The following is an 18,643-nucleotide window of genomic DNA, read 5'->3' as shown; positions in this document are numbered from 1 at the left end:
CTCTCAAAATCAGGGGCTTCACCTGATCGTGCACGCAAGAAAAGCCGTGACAACTTGCCCGCGTCATGTAGCAATCAGGGTGTGGAGGATACATCGATCATGGACGCACGGGTGATCGTGGCGGACCGCCAGCAGATCGTGTGCCATGGCATCGGCTCGCTTGTCGGGCAGATACCGGGCACACAGCTGGGCGGTTTCGCCACCGATCTGCCATCGCTGCGCGCGGGACTGGCCGCCGAAAGGGGACGCGTGATCGTCATCCTCGGGGTGCGGCTGGCCGATTGCGATCTGGCGACCGCGATGGAGATGGTGCGCCGCGACTATCCCGCCGCTCTGGTCGTGGTGGTCGCGGATGAAACTGAATTTGCCTTTATCCGCGCGGCGCTCAAGTCCGGGGCCAATTCGGTCTGCATGATGGCCCAGATCCTGACCAGCCTGCCCAAGATCCTTGGCAAGCTGGTAGACGGCCATTCGATCGTGCCGACCGAGATCCTGCGCCGCCTTGCCAATGACACTGCCGACACGCTATCGCGGCGCGAGCATGAGATCCTTGGCCTACTGGCCGGGGGGCTGACCAATTTCCAGATCTCGGCGCGCCTCGGCCTGTCAGAGAACACGGTCAAATACTATCTCAAGGCGATCTATCAAAAACTGGACGTGAATTCGCGCGGCGGGGCCATCGCGAAATATGTCGCCGGGAACTACTGAACCCGGGGCCTCAAGCGTTTCGCCAGACCCGCGAGATTACAGCATGGGGCGCGCGCGTCGATGTTGGCTGATACCTCAGGTCAAACGCAGGAAACTTAGCTGCGCCGTCTGCGCCTGCGCCCCTCGTCGCCACCGCCCGACCCTGCGTTGAAATTCGGACTGGGCAGGGACGTGACCAGCGCCAGTTCGGGGAAGGCATCGGTCTTGTGCGGGATCGCGTTGGCGGCAACGAAATGCTCCTGAAACTTGGGCTCGATCGCCGTTTCGACCTTGTGGATCTGGCGCACCGTGCGCTCGATCTCGGCCCGCGCGGTGACGTTGCAAAGCGCGATACGCGCGCCCGTTCCCGCCGCGTTGCCAGCCGATGTGACCTTGCTGAGGTGCGCGTCGGGGATCATGCCCAGCACCATCGCGTGCAGGTTCGAGATATGGGCGCCAAACGCCCCGGCCAGCACGATGCGGTCCACCTTGTCGACGCCGCGTTCGTCCATCAAGAGGCGCGCGCCCGCGTAGAGCGCGGATTTTGCCAGCTGGATGGCGCGGATATCGCCTTGGGTCACGGTGATGCGCGGTCCGCCCTCATCGGTCGAATCGTGGATCAGATAGCTGTGCGTGCGCCCCTCTGGCACCATGCGCTCCGTGCCTGTCGCGGCGGCGCTGCCCATCAGGCCGTTCTCGTCCACGAGACCGGCCATGCGCAATTCGGCGACCGCCTCGATGATGCCTGAGCCGCAGATCCCGGTGATGCCCGAGGCGCCGATGGCCACGTCAAAACCATCCTCGTCCGACCAAAGGTCACTGCCGATCACGCGAAAGCGCGGCTCTTTGGTGGCGGGGTCAATGCGGATCGCGTCGATCGCGCCCGGCGCGGCGCGCTGGCCCGACGAAATCTGCGCCCCCTCAAATGCGGGGCCGGTGGGTGACGAGCAGGCAAGGACGCCATGCGTGTCGCCCAACAGGATCTCGGCGTTCGTGCCCACGTCGATGATGAGGACCAGATCGTCCGATTTGCCCGGCTGCTCGGCCAGTGCGACGGCGGCGGCATCGGCACCAACATGGCCCGCGATGCAGGGCAGGATGTAGACGCGCGCGCGCGGGTTGACGATTGTCAGGTCCAGCTCGCTTGCGTTCATCGTGATGCTCTCGGAGGTGGCGAGCGCAAAGGGTGCCTGACCCAGCTCCACCGGGTCGATGCCCAACAGCAGGTGGTGCATGACCGGATTGCAGACAAAAACCGTCTCGACGATCAGCGACGGCGAAATCCCGGCCTCCTTGGCGATCTCCTCGGCGAGGGTGTTGATCGCCTCGCGCACGGCGCGGGTCATCTCGGCGTCGCCGCCGGGGTTCATCATAGCATAGCTGACGCGGCTCATCAGATCCTCGCCAAAGCGGATCTGCGGGTTCATGATCCCCGAGGAGGCGATGACGCTGCCCGTGTCGAGGTCCGTCAGATGCGCGGCCACGGTGGTCGAGCCAAGGTCGATGGCGAGGCCATAGAGCCCGTCCTCATGCAGGCCCGGCCAGATTTCGATGACGCGGTGGTGCGCGTCGTCATGGCCCTTGTTCAGCGCGACGGTGACCTGCCATTTGCCCTTGCGCAGGACGGGCTGCAGCTTGGAAAGCAGGGTCAGATCGGCAGTGATTTGCGGGATGTCCCATTGCTCGCGCAAGGCACGGGCCAGACGCTCCCTGTCGCCGGTGGGTGTGTGCATGTCGGGCTCGTCCACCTCGACCATATAAAGTCGCGTCGCCGGGTCCATCTCGATCAGGCGGGTCGATGCGGCCTTGCGCACGACCTGCCGGTGCACCTGGCTTTCGGCGGGGACGTCGATCACCACGTCGCGCTGCACCGTGGCCTGACACCCAAGGCGCCGCCCGGCCTTGAGGCCGCGCTTGTCGTCATAGCGTTGCTCGACCGAATTCCATTCGGACAGGGCGTCGCTGGCAACGCTGACGCCATGTTTGGAGAATTCGCCATAGCCCGGCGTGATCTGGCATTTCGAGCAGATGCCACGCCCGCCACAGACCGAATCCAGATCGACGCCCAGTTGCCGCGCCGCTGTCAGAACGGGGGTGCCCACGGGAAAGCGGCCACGCTTGCCGGAGGGGGTGAAGACGACGAGGGGATCGGAGCTCATGTGCGGGGTCCATCTGTTGCGTGCGCGGCGTTGCCGGGGACATTAGGGATTTATCGGCAAAGGGAAAGGGCCGCGAGCGTCCAAAACCGTCACAAGCGCGGCATGTTCGTGTGCTGTGGTGCCGTGCCCCGGCGAGGCTGCAGATTTCCCGGCAATGCGCCGGGAGGCTGCGGGATCAACGCCGCAAAGGTTCACCGTCAGGCAAGGTGATGCTGGCAACCTGTTCCGAGATCGGATCATTCGACAGCGGATGGGCCTTGGCAGAATAATTCTCGGGGTCGCCCATGACTTCCCAACGCCCGCCCACATGCAGCTCGAGGCCCGAAAATCCGGCCTTGTAGCCCATCTTGGGACTGCCCGGCACCCAATAGCCCAAGTAGACATGGGGCAACTTGGCCTCGCGCGCGATCTCGATATGGTCGAGGATGATATAGGTTCCCAGCGATGCGCGCTCGCGGTCCGGATCGAAGAAGGAATAGACCATGCTGACCCCGTCTTCGAGCACATCGGTCAGGCAGACCGCGACGAGCGCGCCCGTCTCTTCGTCGATGTATTCGACCACTCGGGTGCGTATGGGCGTCTCCTCGACCATCGAGGCGAATTCGAAGGCGTCCATGTCGGCCATGCCGCCAGCGGCGTGGCGCGATTCCAGATAGCGGCGGAAAAGGGCGTATTGCTCTTCGGTCGCCCAAGGGGAGGTGGCGCGCCGCTCAAGGCCCGCGTTGCGGCGGATCGTGCGTTTCTGGCTCTTGGAGGGGGTGAAGTCGGCAACGCTGATGCGGGCCGACATGCAGGCCGCGCAATCGGCGCAAGAGGGCCGGTAAAGCACGTTTTGCGAGCGGCGAAAGCCCTGCTGGCTAAGGCTGTCATTGAGGCGCTGCGCGCCGTCGCCCTGAAGCGCGGTAAAGAGCTTACGCTCCATTCGGCCCTCAAGATAAGGGCACGGCTGGGGCGCAGTGACGTAGAACTGCGGCGCTATCGTATTGGTATGTCGCATCGGAACCCGATTTCATCAGCGTTTCGCGGAGCCTAGCAACGAAGCAGATCGGGGCCAAGCCCGTCTCTTCGCCGCAGTGCGGCACCACGCCTCAGGGGTCTGCGCGTCGGTTGATCATGGCCGTGCCCAGCACCAGATCGCTCAGGCCCTGACCGCGGTTCCCGGCAAGCATCATCAGGACCGATACGACCTGCGGAACAACGAAGGCCATGGAGGCGCTGTAGCCCAATGTATGCAAGCCCGCAGTGAGCGGATCAAGACGTGTGCCATCATGTCGGCGCAGCTCGATCGCCATCAATGCCATGCCCCATGTCGCCGAGCCGTGTGCGAGGGTGGCGGTGCGGTAAATCAGCCCGATGACCAGCACGAGCGCGGGCAGAAAAAAGAAGCCGATACCGAGTGTCAGGATCACCCCGAGGACGCAAAACGCGATAATGAGAAGCGAATCGACCAGCCACGCGAGGAATCTCTTGGTCGGCACACCCGCATAGAATTCGGGCTGCGCGATCGGGTCTGGCAGATGGTCATATGCGGGGTTGGAGCTGTGCATCATTCCGTCTCTATCGTGGGCATCAGGATCGTAGGCATCCGGTCAGGGCGCGGTGGGGCAGAAGCGGCGCTATTCTTTGGTTGCGCGGCGGTCGGGTGGTGGCCGCGCCAACCGCTTCAAGGCTATAAAGGCATCCTGAAGAGGGGTATCAAGACCCCGCGCCGGAACGCGGGGCCTCTGCACGGGGGGAGTGCCGCAGACTATCAGCTCTCTTTCGTGCCCTTTGCGCCGTCGCCAGCGTCGCCATCTGACTCCGCATCAGGGCGGTTATCGGGGCCACGCGGGGCGCGGGCGCGCTCGTTCATGAACTGGTCGAACTCGGCCTTGTCCTTGGCTTCGCGCAAGCGGCCCAGGAATTGCTCGAAGCTGGCCTGCTCGTCCTGCAAGCGGCGCAGCGTCTCTTCGCGATAGGCGTCGAAGGCGGTGTTGCCACTGCTGCGTGACATGGTCATGGCGGATCCGCACATCTGGCGAGGGCTGCGTTTGGAAAACATGCGTTTGCTCCATATCATGTAGGCAAGGACGGCAAGGCCGATGGGCCAGGCAACGGCGAAGGTGATGACCAGCGCCGCGATCCAGGCCAGCTTGCCGCGCTGGTCCAGCCAGGCGGCGGCGCCGTCCAGCCAGCGCAGGGGTCCGCCGCCGATGGGCGAGGAATGGGCATAAGTGTTCATCGAGGATGTGTCCTTTTTCGAGGGTGGATGTAAATTCGGTTTACATCTGGTAGATTGGAATGCGCCACGGAATTCGCAAGGGACTATGTAAAAGAAATTTACATAGCGGGCCAAGACTTGCCCACATGCGGCATTGACCACCCCCGTCGCTTGGCTATCACTAGGGCATGGACTTTGCCCAACGCATCCGCCGGATCCCGCGCGCCCATCACCCAGAACATGGCGAGGAGGCGCGCGCGCTCTTTCCCACGGTGCAGGGCGATGTTGCCGCACTGATCGATGGTGCGGCGGGGTGCAGCCCCTATTTGCGGCAGTTGTTCCAAACCGAGGCGGACTGGCTGCCCGGCGCGCTGGAGGCGCCTGAGGCAGCGCTTGAAGCGGTGATGGATGCGCTGCGCAAGCAGGAGGGCGATCCGTCAGGTCCGCTGCGCCAGGCCAAGCGGCGCGCGGCGCTGCTGATCGGGCTTGCGGACCTTGCGGGCGTCTGGCCGCTGGAGACGGTGACGCAGGCGCTCAGCGATCTGGCGGATCTGGCCTGCGACGTGGCCCTGAAATTCGCGCTCCTGCACGAGCTGCGCCGGGGCAAGCTGCCGGGCATGACCGAGGATGATCTGCCGAACTGCGCCGGAATGGTCGTGCTGGCCATGGGCAAGATGGGGGCGGGCGAGCTGAACTACAGTTCGGACATCGACCTCATTTGCCTCTATGACGACACGCGCTTTGACGGCGATCAGCAGCACGAGGCGCGCGCCGCATTCGTGCGCGCGACCCGCCGCATGGCCCAGATCCTCAGCGAGAATACCGCCGAGGGCTATGTCTTTCGCACCGATCTGCGCCTGCGGCCTGATCCGGGCGTCACGCCCGTCTGCATGTCGATGGCCGCTGCCGAGGCCTATTACGAAAGCTTGGGCCGCACATGGGAGCGCGCGGCCTACATCAAGGCGCGCCCTGCTGCGGGCGATCTGGAGGCGGGCGAGCGATTTCTGAAAACCCTCGCCCCATTCGTCTGGCGGCGGCATCTGGATTTTGCGGCCATCGAGGACGCGCACAACATGCGGCTGCGCATCCGGGCCCACAAGAACCTCGGTGCGGATCTTGGCGGACCGCTGGACCTCATGGGCCACAACATGAAGCTGGGGCGCGGCGGCATCCGCGAGATCGAGTTCTTCACCCAGACACGCCAGATCATCGCGGGCGGGCGGGATCCGGGCCTCAGGATGCGCGGCACTCTGGCGGGGCTTGCCGCGCTGGCCGAAAAAGACTGGATCCCGGCGAGCGTCGCAGTGGATCTGGCCGGGCACTACCGCTTTTTCCGCGAGGTCGAGCATCGCTTGCAGATGCTGCGCGATCAGCAAACCCATGATTTGCCAAGCTCAGAGGACGAATTTGCGCGCCTTGCTGCCTTCATGGATCGCGGCACGGATGATCTGCAAGCCGAACTGCTGACGCGCCTGACGGCGGTGGACGAGGTGATCGAGTGTTTCTTCAAACCCGATGGCGATGAGGTGGGCGCGCGGGCAGAGGGGGCCGAGGAAGGCGCGTGGCTCAACTCCGAAGTGATTGCGCGCTGGCCCGGCTATCCGGCTCTGCGCTCGGACCGGGCCGAGCAGATATTCCGCCGCCTGCGCCCCGATATCCTCGCCCGCCTGTCGCGCACCTCGCATCCCGAAGAGGCGCTCCTGGCCTTTGACGGCTTTCTTGCAGGCTTGCCCGCCGGGGTGCAGGTCTTTTCGCTTTTCGAAAGCAATCCGCAGTTGATCGACCTTTTGGTCGATATCGTCGGCACCTCGCCCGCATTGGGGGCATATCTGTCGCGCAATGCCGCCGTATTCGATGCGGTGATTGCGGGGGATTTTTTTGCGCCATGGCCCTCGCTGGGGGCGCTGCGGGCCGATCTGGCCGCGCGGCTGGCGCGCGAGGGCGATTACGAGGCACGGCTTATCTGCCTGCGCCGATGGCGGCGCGAATGGCATTTCCGGATCGGTGTGCATCACTTGCGCGGGCTGGTCGATGCCGCCACTTCGGCGCGCCACTATGCCGATCTGGCCGAGGCGGTTCTGGACGCGCTCTGGTCCGAGGTGCTGACGGAATTCTCGGCCAAGCACGGGCCGCCGCCGGGGCGCGGCGCCTGCGTGATGGGGATGGGATCGCTGGGCGCGCGCGCGCTGAATTCCTCATCCGATCTGGACTTGATCGTGATCTACGACGCGGATGGGGCCGATGCCTCGGAAGGGCGCCGACCACTGGCGGTGCAGCCCTATTATGCGCGCCTGACGCAGGCGGTGATCTCGGGGCTGACGGTGCAGATGACGGGGGGGCGGCTGTATGAGGTAGATATGCGCCTGCGCCCCTCGGGCAAGCAGGGGCCCGTTGCCACCTCGCTGACGGCCTTCAAGGACTACCAGCGCGGCCAAGCCTGGGGGTGGGAGCATCTGGCCCTGACGCGCGCGCGCCCTGTCGCGGGCGATGCGGATCTGGGCGCCGAGGTGGACGCCTTTCGCGCCGATCTGATTGCAGAGGTCGCGGGCCGGCCGGGGTTGGTCCTGCGCCTTGCGGGCGAGGTGGCCGACATGCGCGCGCGCATCGCCGCGGCCAAATCACCAGAAGGCACGCTCGACCCCAAGCTGGGGCCGGGGCGCCTGCAGGATGTCCAGCTGATCGCGCAGGCCGCGGTACTGGCCTCGGGCGGCGTTGCCGTCAAGCGGGCTGCAACCACGAAAGGCGGGCTGCGCGCGGGCACGGCGCTGGGATGGTGGGACGAGGAGGGGGGCCGGGCCCTCTCGCGCGCCCAGTCGCTCTGCCGCGATGTGCAGATGGTCGCACGCCTCTTGGGGGACGGGCCGCTGGACGCCGCCACGCTGGGATCGGGAGCACGCGCCTTTTTGTTGCGCGAGACGGGATGCACAGATATTCCGTCGCTTGTCGATGAAATGGACGCGCGCGCGCAAGCGGCGGCGGATGTGATCGACGCGGCGCTGACGCGGGCGCTTGCTGAGGCGGATGAGGGCGGTGACGCGGCGCGCCAAGGGGCAGAATGATGAAATACAGTGATCCTTTGGACAAGAAGGGCCTGATCCTTGAGGCCTACCGCATCGAAGGTATCAAGCCCGAGGAATGCCGTTCGATCTTCCTTGATTGGGCCCTGTCGTTGCCCGAGGGGCAGGATACCCAAGAGGCCATCGCGCATTACCTCGCGCGCTATAGCCCCGATCATCCTGACCACCCGATGACCGAGGTTCTGCTGCAAGGCCAGGCGGCAGCCGCGCGCCCGCGTCGCAGGGGCGGCTGGAAATCGCGCCCACGAGACTGAACAAGGCCGGATGGGGGGTCAGTATCAGCAAGCCAGCCGATATCGGCCAAGTCTTCACATTGCCCCGCATTGATCACCTTAATGCACGCTATTTGACGCGAATTGGTCGCAATCGGACTGCATGTTCTGCTGCAAGACAGGGCGAATGCCCCAGCTTGAACGAGGCCCCTCGGGCCGCAGGAGGACAGACATGTTTGCAATTCGCACATCGCTCCGGACACCGATCCGCGCCATCGTGGCGCTTGCGCTGGCCTTGGGCGCGTCGGCCTGCGCCGGCATTCCAGATCAGACCGTCACGCGCGCCAGCATCGTCGATGCGCCGCCGCGCGCGGCGACCTTGGCGCTGGATATCAAGGAGATAAGTGTGACCGTGCCCAAAACGCTGCAAGTCTCCGAGGCCAACAGCTATTATCCCAGCGGCGACATCGTCTGGCGCGGCGATCCTGCGGGCGACCGCCATGCGCAGGTCGCGGCCATCTTCGAGGAGGCCATGACACGCGGGACCGAGCAGATGAAAAACGGGATTCCCGCTAGTCTGGATGTCGAGGTCACACGCTTTCACGCACAGACGGAAAAGGTGCACTACTCCGTGGGGGGCGTGCACGACATGACCTTCACCATCACCTTGCGCAATCCTGCCACCGGCGAGGCCATCACGCCCACGCGCCGCATCAACGCCCACCTCAAGGGATATGGCGGCAGTCAGGCGGTCGCCGCCGACAGTCGCGGCGAAACCGCAAAGGTGCGCATCACCGAGCATCTGGCCGGTGCCATTCGTCAGGAGTTGACCCAGCCGGGCAGCTATCAGCCCGACAGCCTTGGCCTGATGGCGATGTTTGCCTCGAAATAGCCTTTCCGCAAGACGCGAAACCCTCTAAGGGGACGGCATGACACCGTCCCCTTTTCCCGTGATCCGCCTCAAACCCAAGACATCGCCCAAGGCCGTGCGCTTTGGCGCGCCTTGGGTCTATGACAACGAACTGGTCACCGACCGGCGCACCAAGGCGATCGCGCCGGGCACCATCGCCCTTCTGGAGGATGCGGACCGCGCGCCTCTGGGCCTTGTCGCGGTCAATCCGGCCTCGCGCATCATGGCGCGCGTGATGGACCTCGACACATCCGCCACCATCGACCGCGCATGGCTGACCGCGCGTCTCAAGCGCGCGCTCGAGCTGCGCGAGAGGCTTTATGATGCGCCATACTATCGCCTGATCCACGCCGAGGCCGACGGGCTGCCCGGCGTCGTCATCGACCGCTTCGGCGATACATGCGTCATTCAGCCCAATGCCGCATGGGCCGATGTGATGCTGGACGATCTGGCCGCCGCCCTTTCATCGGTCACGGGCGCGCAAAACATTCTCAAGAATGCCAGTGGCCGCGCGCGCGGCCTCGAGGGGCTGGATGACGTCTCGGCAGTTATGTTGGGTGCGGCCCCGGATGCGCCCGTGCCGGTGCCGATGAATGGCGCGACATATCTGGCGGACCTCACAGGCGGCCAGAAGACCGGCCTCTTTTTCGATCAACGCCCAAACCACGCCTTTGCCGCGCGCCTTTGCAAGGACGCGCATGTGCTCGATGTCTTCAGCCATGTTGGCGGCTTTTCTCTGGCCGCGATTGCGGCGGGCGCGGCCTCGGCGCTGGCGGTCGACGGCTCCGAGCCGGCGCTTGGCCTTGCACAGGGCGGCGCGGAGGCGATGGGCCTTGGGGATGCCTTCCAGACACGGCGGGGCGACGCGTTCGAGGTGCTGACGGCACTGGGGCAGGAGGGCGCGCAATTCGACGTGATCATCTGCGACCCGCCGGCCTTTGCGCCGTCAAAAAAAGCGCTCGAGGCGGGTCTGCGCGCGTATGAGCGCACGGCACGTCTCGCCGCGCCGCTGGTGCGGCCGGGTGGCTACCTCGGCCTTTGTTCGTGCAGCCATGCCGCCGATATGGACGCGTTTCGCCGCGCCTCGCTGCGCGGGATCGGCCGGGGCCTTCACGACACGGGCCGTAGCGCACAGCTGATCCATACGGGCGGCGCGGGGCCAGATCACCCCATGCACCCGCAGCTGGCCGAAAGCGGCTATCTCAAGGCGCTCTTTTTCCGGCTGTGAAGGCGCTGCTGGATACATGCGTGATCTACCCCACGGTGATGCGCCAGATGTTGCTGGGCGCGGCGGGGGCCGGGGCCTTCACGCCCCTGTGGTCCGCGCGCATCATCGAGGAGTGGCAGCGCGCCGCCATTAAGCTGGGGCCGGACGGCATGGCACAGGCGGCCAGCGAGGCCGCACTTCTGGCGATGCACTGGCCCAAGGCAGAGGTGCGCTGGCCCGCCGGGCTCGAGGCGCGGCTGTGGCTGCCCGATCCTGCCGACATCCACGTGCTGGCGGCGGCCATCGCCGGATCGGCTGACGTGATCGTGACGCTCAACTCCAAGGATTTTCCCCGCCAGATATTGGCCGAAGAAGGTGTGTCGCGCAGTGATCCCGACGCGTTTCTTTATGGCATATGGCAGGCGCATCCCGAGAGGATGCAAGAGGTCGCAAAGGGTGTTCTGGCCGAGGCGCGCCGCCTCGGCGGCGGCGACTGGACCATGCGCCCGCTTCTGAAAAAGGCGCGTCTTCCGCGCCTTGCCAAGGCCCTCACGCAGAGCTGAGCGGCCCAAGGAGCCACCGGATCAGCTGCCCCAGCGCCCCTCCAGCTTTTCAATCGCCGCGATACGCTCGTCCGTCTTGGGGTGGCTCATCAGCCACGCGGGCGCCGCGCCCGAGTTGGATTTGGTCAGCGCCTCCAGCTTGCGAAAAAGCGATTTTTGCGGGTCGGTCCCGATTCCGGCCTTGACCAGAAGCGCGGCTGCATATTCATCCGCCTCGTATTCGTCCCGGCGCGACAGCCGTGCCGTCAGCAATGAGGTCAGCGCGCCCGCGATCATCACACCAATGCCGGGCAGAAACCGCGACAGAACCATCGCCAGCGCCGTGCGCAATGCGTTCTGGCCGGAGAAATCTATCATGCGGCGCCGCGAGTGGCCCAAGGCAACATGGCCCAGTTCATGCGCGATCACCGATGCCATTTCTTCGCCGCTGACATCGCCGGATTGAAACTTGGCGTAAAAGCCGCGCGTAATGAAGATGCGCCCATCCGGCGCCGCCAACCCGTTTACCGGATCAATCTCGTAAATATGCACGCGAATGCGCTCGAGGTCCAGCGCGGCGGCCAGCCGGTCGGTCAGTGCCTTCAGCTTGGGGTCCGCCAGCTCGGTCGATTTTTCGTTCAACTCGCGCGACGTGCGCCAGACCGAAAACCGGAACATGACGTAACCGTAGATGAGCGCCAGCAGGATGGGGATGAATTTCAACATGGTCTACATATGGCGCTGCGCCCCCATCAGGGCAAGCATGCCGTAGCCTCTTAGGGGTGTGCCTTTTGCAAGGCCCGCAGCGCCAGTGGACTCAGCATGCCTTGGACGGCGCTCTGCGGTGGGTCAGCCCGAGCAGCTGGCCCCGCCCAAGACGCAGAACTTGGCGCAATGGGGGTGATTCAACGCGACATCGCGCTCAGCCTCGGCCAGGGTCTCGCCCAGTTCGAACTCGGGCGCATAGGGCAGCAGCGTGCAGGCCAGCACGGCGGGGCGCGCGGCCCCCTTGCGCTTGACCACCATGCGCGACGAGGCGCACATCACATCCTTGGGCGACTTGCCCAGAATGTCCCAGCATGCCGTGGTGATTTCGGGCACATCGACATCTTCGTCCATCTCGGGGAAAAGCACGGTGGCACCCGGATCGTGCGCGTCGATCGCATAGCTGCGCGCGGCATAAAGCTTCGCATAACCTTCGCGGCCCTCGGCCTCGCTCTCGCCCCAGACGGTGCGGCCCGCGACCGCCATGGGCACGCCTGCGTCCCTCAACCAGTCCATGCCCTCGATCGTGCGGGCAAAGGCGCCCTTGCCGCGTTCCCTGTCGTGCAACTCCTCGGACCAGTGATCGACGGAAATTCGAAATGTCATCTTGCCCGGATAGGCGGCGTTCAGCGCCTCGATCCCGGCGCGTATTTTCTTGCGCATCATGGGCTGCATCGCGTTGGTCAGGATCAGCACGTCATACCCGCGCTCCAGCGCCGCGCGCGTCATGCCGATCATCTCAGGGTTCATGAAGGGCTCGCCGCCGGTAAAGGCGATTTCGCGCACCGGCCAATCGCGCGCCTCGATCTGTTCCAGATATCCCGCCACCTCGGCCTCGGTGATATAGACCAGCGCGTCATTGGTGGGCGAGCTGAAGATATAGCAGTTCTCGCATTCGATGTTGCACAGCGTCCCGGTGTTGAACCAAAGCGTCTCGGCCTGCGTCAGGGCAACATGCGCGCGGGCCTCGCCCTTGGCAGTCAGAACCGGGTCGCAGAACTTGCCCTCGTTCGGGAGTTGCGCGTTGTCTTTCATGGTATTTTCTCCGAATGCCTTGCGCGATGACGCCTACCTTGCCATTGGCAGCGAGGAAAGCTGCGCGTCCCGGTCTGACGCAGTTGTGAACGTAGCCCAGAGTGCTAAGGTGCGACGCGAAGAGGAGGCATGTCCATGGCATCGCGCGTCATTCCCGTCCAGCCGTTCGATCTGGTGATTTTCGGCGGCACCGGTGATCTTGCGCGGCGCAAGATTCTGCCCGCTCTTTTCCGCCGCTATTGCGCGGGGCAGATGGGCGCCGAGGCGCGTGTGATCGGCGCTGCCCGTGCGGATATGGATGATGCGGGCTACCGTGATTTTGCGCGCGCTGCGATCACTGAATTCAGCGCTGATTCTGCCTACGCGCACACACATCTGGACGATTTTCTGGCGCGGCTCGGCTATGTCACGCTCGATGCGGGCGGCGACGAGGGCTGGGGAGCACTCAAGAAAACGCTTGGCGAAGGCGAGCGGATCCGGGCCTTTTACTTCTCGGTCGGGCCGAGCCTTTTTGGCGATCTTGCCGCGCGGATCGAGACGCATGGTCTGGCCGGTGCAGACGCCCGCGTGGTGGTCGAAAAACCGTTTGGCCGTGATCTGGCCTCGGCACGGGCGCTGAACAGCGCGCTGGCGCGGCATTTTGACGAGACGCAGATCTACCGGATCGATCATTACCTCGGCAAGGAGACCGTGCAGAACCTGATGGCAATACGGTTTGGAAACATGCTGTTCGAGCCGCTCTGGAACAGCCAGTATGTCGATCATATCCAGATCACGGTCGCCGAATCCGGCGGGGTGGGCGCGCGCGGTGAGTATTACGATAAATCGGGTGCCATGCGGGACATGGTGCAAAACCACATCATGCAGCTTTTGTGCCTGACAGCGATGGAGCCGCCCGCGAAATACGACCCCCACGCCGTGCGCGACGAGAAGCTCAAGGTGATCCGTGCCCTCGGGCCGATCGAGCCTGCCGACGTGGTGCGCGGTCAATACGAGGGCAGCGAAAGCCTGCCCAGCTATCAAAGCGAGGTGGGCAGCGATGAGACGGACACGGAAAGCTTTGTCGCGCTCAAGGCGCGGATCGGCAATTGGCGGTGGGCCGGCACGCCGTTCTACTTGCGCACGGGCAAGCGGCTGCGCGCGCGGGCCAGTGAGATCGCGGTCGTGTTCAAGGATGCACCCCATTCGATCTTTGGCGCCGATGCGGGCCGTCACCGCAACATCCTGACCATCCGGTTGCAACCGAACGAGGGGATAGAGATGGGCGTCACCATCAAGGAGCCGGGGCCGGGCGGGATGCGACTGGTCGATGTGCCTCTCGACATGACCTTTTCCGAGGCGCTCGGGCCGGATGCAGCGGATGTGCCCGATGCCTACGAGCGGCTGATCATGGATGTGATCCGCGGCGATCAGACCCTTTTCATGCGCGGCGACGAGGTGGAGGCCGCATGGGAATGGACAGACCCCATCATCGAGGCATGGGAGGCGTCGGGCACCGCGCCGTGCACCTATGCCCCCGGCAGCGCCGGGCCAGACGATGCACTGGCGCTGATGCATAGGGACGGGCGCCGCTGGCGGGAGATACGCACATGAAAATCGAAGAATACCCCGATGATGAATTCATGGCCATGGGGCTGGCCGACGTGATCGCGGCGCAGCTGAATGCAGCGCTGCGCCAGCGCGACCGTGCGCTGTTGGTGGTGCCGGGCGGCACTACGCCCGGCCCGGTCTTCGAGACGCTGTGCGGTGCGCGCGTCGAGTGGGAGAGGGTCGACATCCTGCCCAGCGACGAACGCTGGCGCCCGCAAGCGCATCTGCGCTCGAACGCGGGGATGATCGCGCGGCACCTGATGTGCGAACGCGCTGTGGCCGCCACGCTTTTGCCGCTCTATGTCGAGGGTACATCGCCCGAAGAGGCGGCGCCGGGGCTGTCGACGGACCTTGCGCCCCTTCTGCCCATCGATGTGGCGCTGGTGGGCATGGGAACTGATATGCACACGGCCTCGATCTTTCCACGCGCGCCGGGCGTCGAAGCGGCGCTGGCCCATGATGCGCCCTTGCTGGTTCCTGTCCGGCTGGAAGGGGAGCCGGAGCCGCGCATCACGCTGGCCGCCCATGTGCTGCGCAGTGCGATGCAACTGCATGTGGTCATCACCGGAGACGAAAAGCGCGCCGCGCTCGAGCATGCGCGCAGTCTCGACGCAGCCGATGCGCCGATCGCTGCGCTTCTCGACGATGCCACTGTGCACTGGGCGCCATAATCATGTGGCGTGACATCAAGATGATGGCAGAGCGCGCGCGCGGGCGCGGCATCCGGCAGCTCTTTGGCGATGGGCGTGCCAAGGCGTTCTCGGCCCATTTCGACGGGATGCTGTTCGATTATTCCAAGACGTCGATGGACGAGGAGGCGCGCGCCGCGCTTCTGGCCCTTGCCGAGGCGCGCGGGCTGCCCGAGCGGCGCGAGGCGATGTTTACCGGCGCGCCCATCAACGAGACCGAGGGGCGCGCGGTGCTGCACACCGCGCTGCGCAACCTCTCCGGCGCGCCGATCATGGTGGACGGCGCAGACGTCATGCCCGGCGTGCGTGACACGCTGACCCGGATGAAGAGCTTTGCCGGAGCCGTGCGCAGTGGCGTTTTCAAGGGGGCAGGCGGTGCCATCACCGATGTGGTCAATATCGGTATCGGCGGCTCGCATCTCGGACCTGAAATGGCGGTGCGCGCGCTTGCGCCCTATCATGACGGGCCGCGCTGCCATTTCGTCTCGAACGTCGATGGCGCGGATATCATGGACGTGCTGGCGGGGCTCGATCCGGCGACAACGCTAGTATTGGTCGCGTCCAAGACGTTTACCACCACCGAGACGATGACCAATGCCAGCACGGCGCGCAGATGGATGGCCGAGCGCGTCACCGATCCGGGCGCGCAATTCGCCGCGCTGTCCTCGGCCGAAGATAAGGCGGCCGCATGGGGCATCCCGCAAAGCCGCGTCTTTGGCTTCGAGGATTGGGTCGGGGGCCGCTATTCGATCTGGGGGCCGATTGGCCTGTCGCTGATGATCGCCATCGGGGCCGATGACTTTACGGCGTTTCTACGCGGCGCCGAGGCGATGGATGACCACTTCCGCAGCGCGCCGCCCGAGGGCAACATGCCCCTCATGCTGGCGCTGACGGGCCTATGGCACCATCAGGCTTGCGGGTATCCGACGCGCGCGGTGCTGCCCTATGACCAGCGCCTTGGGCGCCTGCCGGCCTATCTGCAACAGCTTGAAATGGAATCGAACGGCAAGGGCGTTGCCATCGACGGGCGCCTTCTGGTTCACGGCGGCGGCCCCATCGTCTGGGGCGAGCCGGGCACGAACGGCCAGCACGCGTTCTACCAGCTGATCCATCAGGGCACCCAGACAGTGCCGTGCGAGTTCCTCTTGGCCGCCGAGGGCCACGAGCCTGAGCTGGCCCATCAGCACCGCCTGCTGGTCGCCAATTGCCTTGCCCAGTCCGAGGCGCTGATGCTGGGCCGCAGCCTTGATGCTGCGCGTGCCCAGATGAAGGCACGCGGCTTTACCGGGGCCGAGCTGGACCGGCAGGCACGGCACCGTGTCTTTACCGGCGATCGCCCGTCGACGACGCTGCTCTATGATCGGCTCAGCCCGCGACGTCTGGGCCAGATCATCGCCCTCTACGAGCATCGCGTCTTTGCCGAGGGGGTGATCCTTGGGCTCAATTCCTTTGATCAATGGGGGGTCGAACTGGGAAAGGAGCTTGCCAGCGCATTGGCGCAGGTTCTTGAAGGCCCCGAAGGGGGCGAAGATGAATTTGGCGTGGGCAAGGACGGATCAACCCGGCAACTGATAAAGTACATTCACTCGAAAAAGGGTTGATCCGCCCTCTGGCCGCACGCCGCCCTTCAGATGAGGGGCGGCGTGCGACGTCCTTTCGACGCCGCGACAGGTTCGGCGTGATCCGGAAGCGGCGTGGCGCTTGCATCTGGGGAGAAGGCTCGCCAAGCCACCGGACATGTCGATACACGCAATGCTTTGACAAAAGGTTTCGGGAAAGTGGCATCTTTTTGCTGATCGCTGTTAATCATCGTGCACCGATGGAACCTTCGGGGCAGTCTGGGTGTTGTCCAACCAGCGCCGGGCACTGCCGGAAGGCAAGGCATCTGGCGAGGAACACGAAAGATACAAATAGGAGAGTTTCATGAAAACCTGGATTTCCGCGATTGCCGGCACGGCGATGCTGACCTTGGGCGCCTGCGAAAACCTGACGGAAAATCAGCGCACGGTCGCTGGTGTCGCAGGCGGCGCGGCCGCTGGTCTGCTGACCGCCGAAGCCCTTGGAGCCGATGACGACTGGCGCCTGATCTCGGCGCTTGGCGGCGCGGCGGCCGGTACGGTTGTGGCGCAGAACCAGAACAATCGGGTTTGCGCCTATGCGCGCGGCGATGGCACCTATTATGAGGCGCCTTGCCCGTAAATGTGATATTACAAAAAGCTGAAAGGCGCGGCATTTCTGCCGCGCCTTTTTTCGTGTTCGGATGGTCGCTGCTGCCTCAGCCACGCAGGATGCTGCGTCCGGCGTATTCGGCCGTCTCACCCAGCAGCTCCTCGATGCGGATCAGCTGGTTATACTTGGCAAGCCGGTCGGATCGCGCGAGTGAGCCGGTCTTGATCTGTCCGCAATTGGTGGCAACGGCGAGGTCCGCGATGGTCGCATCCTCGGTCTCGCCCGAGCGGTGGGACATCACATTGGTGTAGCGCGCGCGATGGGCCATATCGACAGCGCGCAGCGTCTCGGTCAGCGTGCCGATCTGATTGACCTTGACCAGCATCGAATTGGCGCAGCCGCGCGCGATGCCATCCGCCAGCCGCTCAGGATTGGTCACGAAGAGGTCGTCCCCCACCAGTTGCACCTTGTCGCCCAAGGTTTCGGTCAGGGCCTTCCAGCCGTCCCAGTCATCCTCCGCCATGCCGTCTTCGATGGAGATGATGGGATAGTCCGCGACCAATGCGGCCAGATAGTCGGCATTTTCTGCCGAGCTGAGCGATTTGCCCTCGCCCGACATCTCGTATTTGCCGTCCTTGTAGTATTCCGTCGCGGCGCAATCGAGCGCGAGAAAAATATCCTCACCGGGCTTGTAGCCCGCTTTCTCGATGCTCTTGAGGATGAAATCGAGCGCCTCGCGCGCGCTGGCGATATTGGGGGCAAAGCCGCCCTCGTCGCCGATACCGGTCGACAGGCCCGCCGCAGACAGCTCTTTCTTGAGGGTGTGAAACACCTCTGCACCCATGCGCACGGCCTCGCGGATATTCTCTGCGGCCACCGGCATGATCATGAATTCCTGAATGTCGATGGGATTGTCCGCATGCTCGCCGCCGTTGATGATGTTCATCATCGGCACGGGCAGGACACGCGCCGAGGTGCCCCCGACATAGCGATAGAGCGGCTGGCCAGTGTAATCGGCTGCAGCCTTGGCCACGGCCAGCGAGACGCCAAGGATCGCATTGGCGCCGAGGCGCGATTTGTTGTCGGTGCCGTCCATCTCGATCATCGCCATGTCGACGGCCACCTGCTCGGTCGCGTCGAACCCGTCGAGCGCATCGGCGATCTCGCCATTCACCGCATCGACAGCATCCAGCACGCCCTTGCCGAGGTAGCGCCCCTTATCGCCGTCGCGCCGTTCGACCGCCTCATGTGCGCCGGTGGACGCGCCCGAAGGGACGGCGGCGCGGCCCATCGTGCCGTCCTCCAGGGTGACGTCGACCTCGATCGTGGGGTTGCCCCGGCTGTCGAGGATTTCGCGGGCGTGAATGTCGATAATGCTGCTCATTGGGCTGTCCTGATCTC

General features: G+C 64.7%; 17 protein-coding genes. 10 read left to right on the top strand and 7 right to left on the bottom strand.

The window, feature by feature from the left end; translation table 11 throughout:
* The first annotated feature begins 99 nt into the window (after positions 1–99).
* Positions 100–708, top strand: coding sequence for a helix-turn-helix transcriptional regulator (locus V8352_RS09270; RefSeq protein ID WP_336424003.1), 609 nt, complete (start codon positions 100–102; stop codon positions 706–708).
* Between the two features lie 95 nt (positions 709–803).
* Here the strand turns inward: V8352_RS09270 and V8352_RS09265 are convergent, their stop codons facing one another.
* The 4 genes from V8352_RS09265 to V8352_RS09250 form a co-directional block, all read right to left on the bottom strand.
* Positions 804–2,846: an ASKHA domain-containing protein gene (locus V8352_RS09265; protein ID WP_336424002.1), complete on the bottom strand. Its 2,043-nt coding sequence runs from the start codon at positions 2,844–2,846 to the stop codon at positions 804–806.
* Positions 2,847–3,021: 175 nt separating this feature from the next.
* Positions 3,022–3,843: an arginyltransferase gene (locus V8352_RS09260; RefSeq protein ID WP_336424001.1), complete on the bottom strand. Its 822-nt coding sequence runs from the start codon at positions 3,841–3,843 to the stop codon at positions 3,022–3,024.
* Positions 3,844–3,934: 91 nt separating this feature from the next.
* Complete coding sequence (locus tag V8352_RS09255; RefSeq protein ID WP_336424000.1) at positions 3,935–4,396, bottom strand: RDD family protein; 462 nt, start codon at positions 4,394–4,396, stop codon at positions 3,935–3,937.
* A gap of 200 nt (positions 4,397–4,596) precedes the next feature.
* Complete coding sequence (locus V8352_RS09250) at positions 4,597–5,067, bottom strand: DUF2852 domain-containing protein (protein ID WP_336423999.1); 471 nt, start codon at positions 5,065–5,067, stop codon at positions 4,597–4,599.
* A gap of 167 nt (positions 5,068–5,234) precedes the next feature.
* On the opposite strand from V8352_RS09250, the gene V8352_RS09245 reads away from it, so the two are divergent.
* From V8352_RS09245 to V8352_RS09225, 5 genes are all read left to right on the top strand, one after another.
* Positions 5,235–8,105, top strand: a complete 2,871-nt coding sequence (locus V8352_RS09245) for a glutamine-synthetase adenylyltransferase (protein ID WP_336423998.1) — start codon at positions 5,235–5,237, stop codon at positions 8,103–8,105.
* Positions 8,102–8,377: a hypothetical protein gene (locus tag V8352_RS09240; RefSeq protein ID WP_442970999.1), complete on the top strand. Its 276-nt coding sequence runs from the start codon at positions 8,102–8,104 to the stop codon at positions 8,375–8,377. The genes V8352_RS09245 and V8352_RS09240 overlap by 4 nt, the downstream gene beginning before the upstream one ends.
* Before the next feature lie 190 nt (positions 8,378–8,567).
* Positions 8,568–9,227, top strand: coding sequence for a DUF6778 family protein (locus V8352_RS09235; RefSeq protein ID WP_336423996.1), 660 nt, complete (start codon positions 8,568–8,570; stop codon positions 9,225–9,227).
* A gap of 37 nt (positions 9,228–9,264) precedes the next feature.
* A complete protein-coding gene (locus V8352_RS09230) occupies positions 9,265–10,473 on the top strand; it encodes an RSP_2647 family RNA methyltransferase (RefSeq protein WP_336423995.1) in 1,209 nt (402 codons plus the stop codon).
* Positions 10,470–11,015, top strand: coding sequence for an RSP_2648 family PIN domain-containing protein (locus V8352_RS09225; protein WP_336423994.1), 546 nt, complete (start codon positions 10,470–10,472; stop codon positions 11,013–11,015). Before V8352_RS09230 ends, V8352_RS09225 begins: the two co-directional genes overlap by 4 nt.
* A gap of 21 nt (positions 11,016–11,036) precedes the next feature.
* On the opposite strand, the gene V8352_RS09220 is transcribed toward V8352_RS09225, so the two are convergent.
* The gene (locus tag V8352_RS09220; protein ID WP_336423993.1) at positions 11,037–11,720 is read right to left on the bottom strand and encodes a M48 family metallopeptidase; all 684 of its coding nucleotides are present in this window, start codon (positions 11,718–11,720) and stop codon (positions 11,037–11,039) included.
* Positions 11,721–11,843: 123 nt separating this feature from the next.
* Positions 11,844–12,794: a radical SAM protein gene (locus tag V8352_RS09215; RefSeq protein WP_336423992.1), complete on the bottom strand. Its 951-nt coding sequence runs from the start codon at positions 12,792–12,794 to the stop codon at positions 11,844–11,846.
* A gap of 135 nt (positions 12,795–12,929) precedes the next feature.
* Between V8352_RS09215 and zwf the strand changes: the two genes are divergently transcribed.
* From zwf to V8352_RS09195, 4 genes are all read left to right on the top strand, one after another.
* The gene (gene zwf / locus V8352_RS09210; RefSeq protein WP_336423991.1) at positions 12,930–14,387 is read left to right on the top strand and encodes a glucose-6-phosphate dehydrogenase; all 1,458 of its coding nucleotides are present in this window, start codon (positions 12,930–12,932) and stop codon (positions 14,385–14,387) included.
* Positions 14,384–15,055, top strand: coding sequence for a 6-phosphogluconolactonase (gene pgl / locus V8352_RS09205; protein WP_336423990.1), 672 nt, complete (start codon positions 14,384–14,386; stop codon positions 15,053–15,055). Before zwf ends, pgl begins: the two co-directional genes overlap by 4 nt.
* Before the next feature lie 2 nt (positions 15,056–15,057).
* Positions 15,058–16,674: a glucose-6-phosphate isomerase gene (pgi, locus tag V8352_RS09200; RefSeq protein WP_336423989.1), complete on the top strand. Its 1,617-nt coding sequence runs from the start codon at positions 15,058–15,060 to the stop codon at positions 16,672–16,674.
* 322 nt (positions 16,675–16,996) lie between these two features.
* Positions 16,997–17,272 (top strand): glycine zipper 2TM domain-containing protein, encoded by a 276-nt coding sequence (locus V8352_RS09195; RefSeq protein WP_336423988.1) that lies wholly within the window; start codon positions 16,997–16,999, stop codon positions 17,270–17,272.
* A 76-nt stretch (positions 17,273–17,348) separates the two neighbouring features.
* Here the strand turns inward: V8352_RS09195 and eno are convergent, their stop codons facing one another.
* Positions 17,349–18,626 carry a phosphopyruvate hydratase gene (gene eno, locus V8352_RS09190; RefSeq protein ID WP_336423987.1) on the bottom strand — a complete coding sequence of 426 codons (1,278 nt, stop codon included), beginning with the start codon at positions 18,624–18,626 and terminating at the stop codon, positions 17,349–17,351.
* Positions 18,627–18,643 lie beyond the last annotated feature (17 nt).

The organism is Roseovarius sp. D0-M9 (assembly GCF_037083805.1).
Lineage (GTDB): Bacteria > Pseudomonadota > Alphaproteobacteria > Rhodobacterales > Rhodobacteraceae > Roseovarius.
This window is presented reverse-complemented; position numbering and strand designations above follow the sequence as displayed.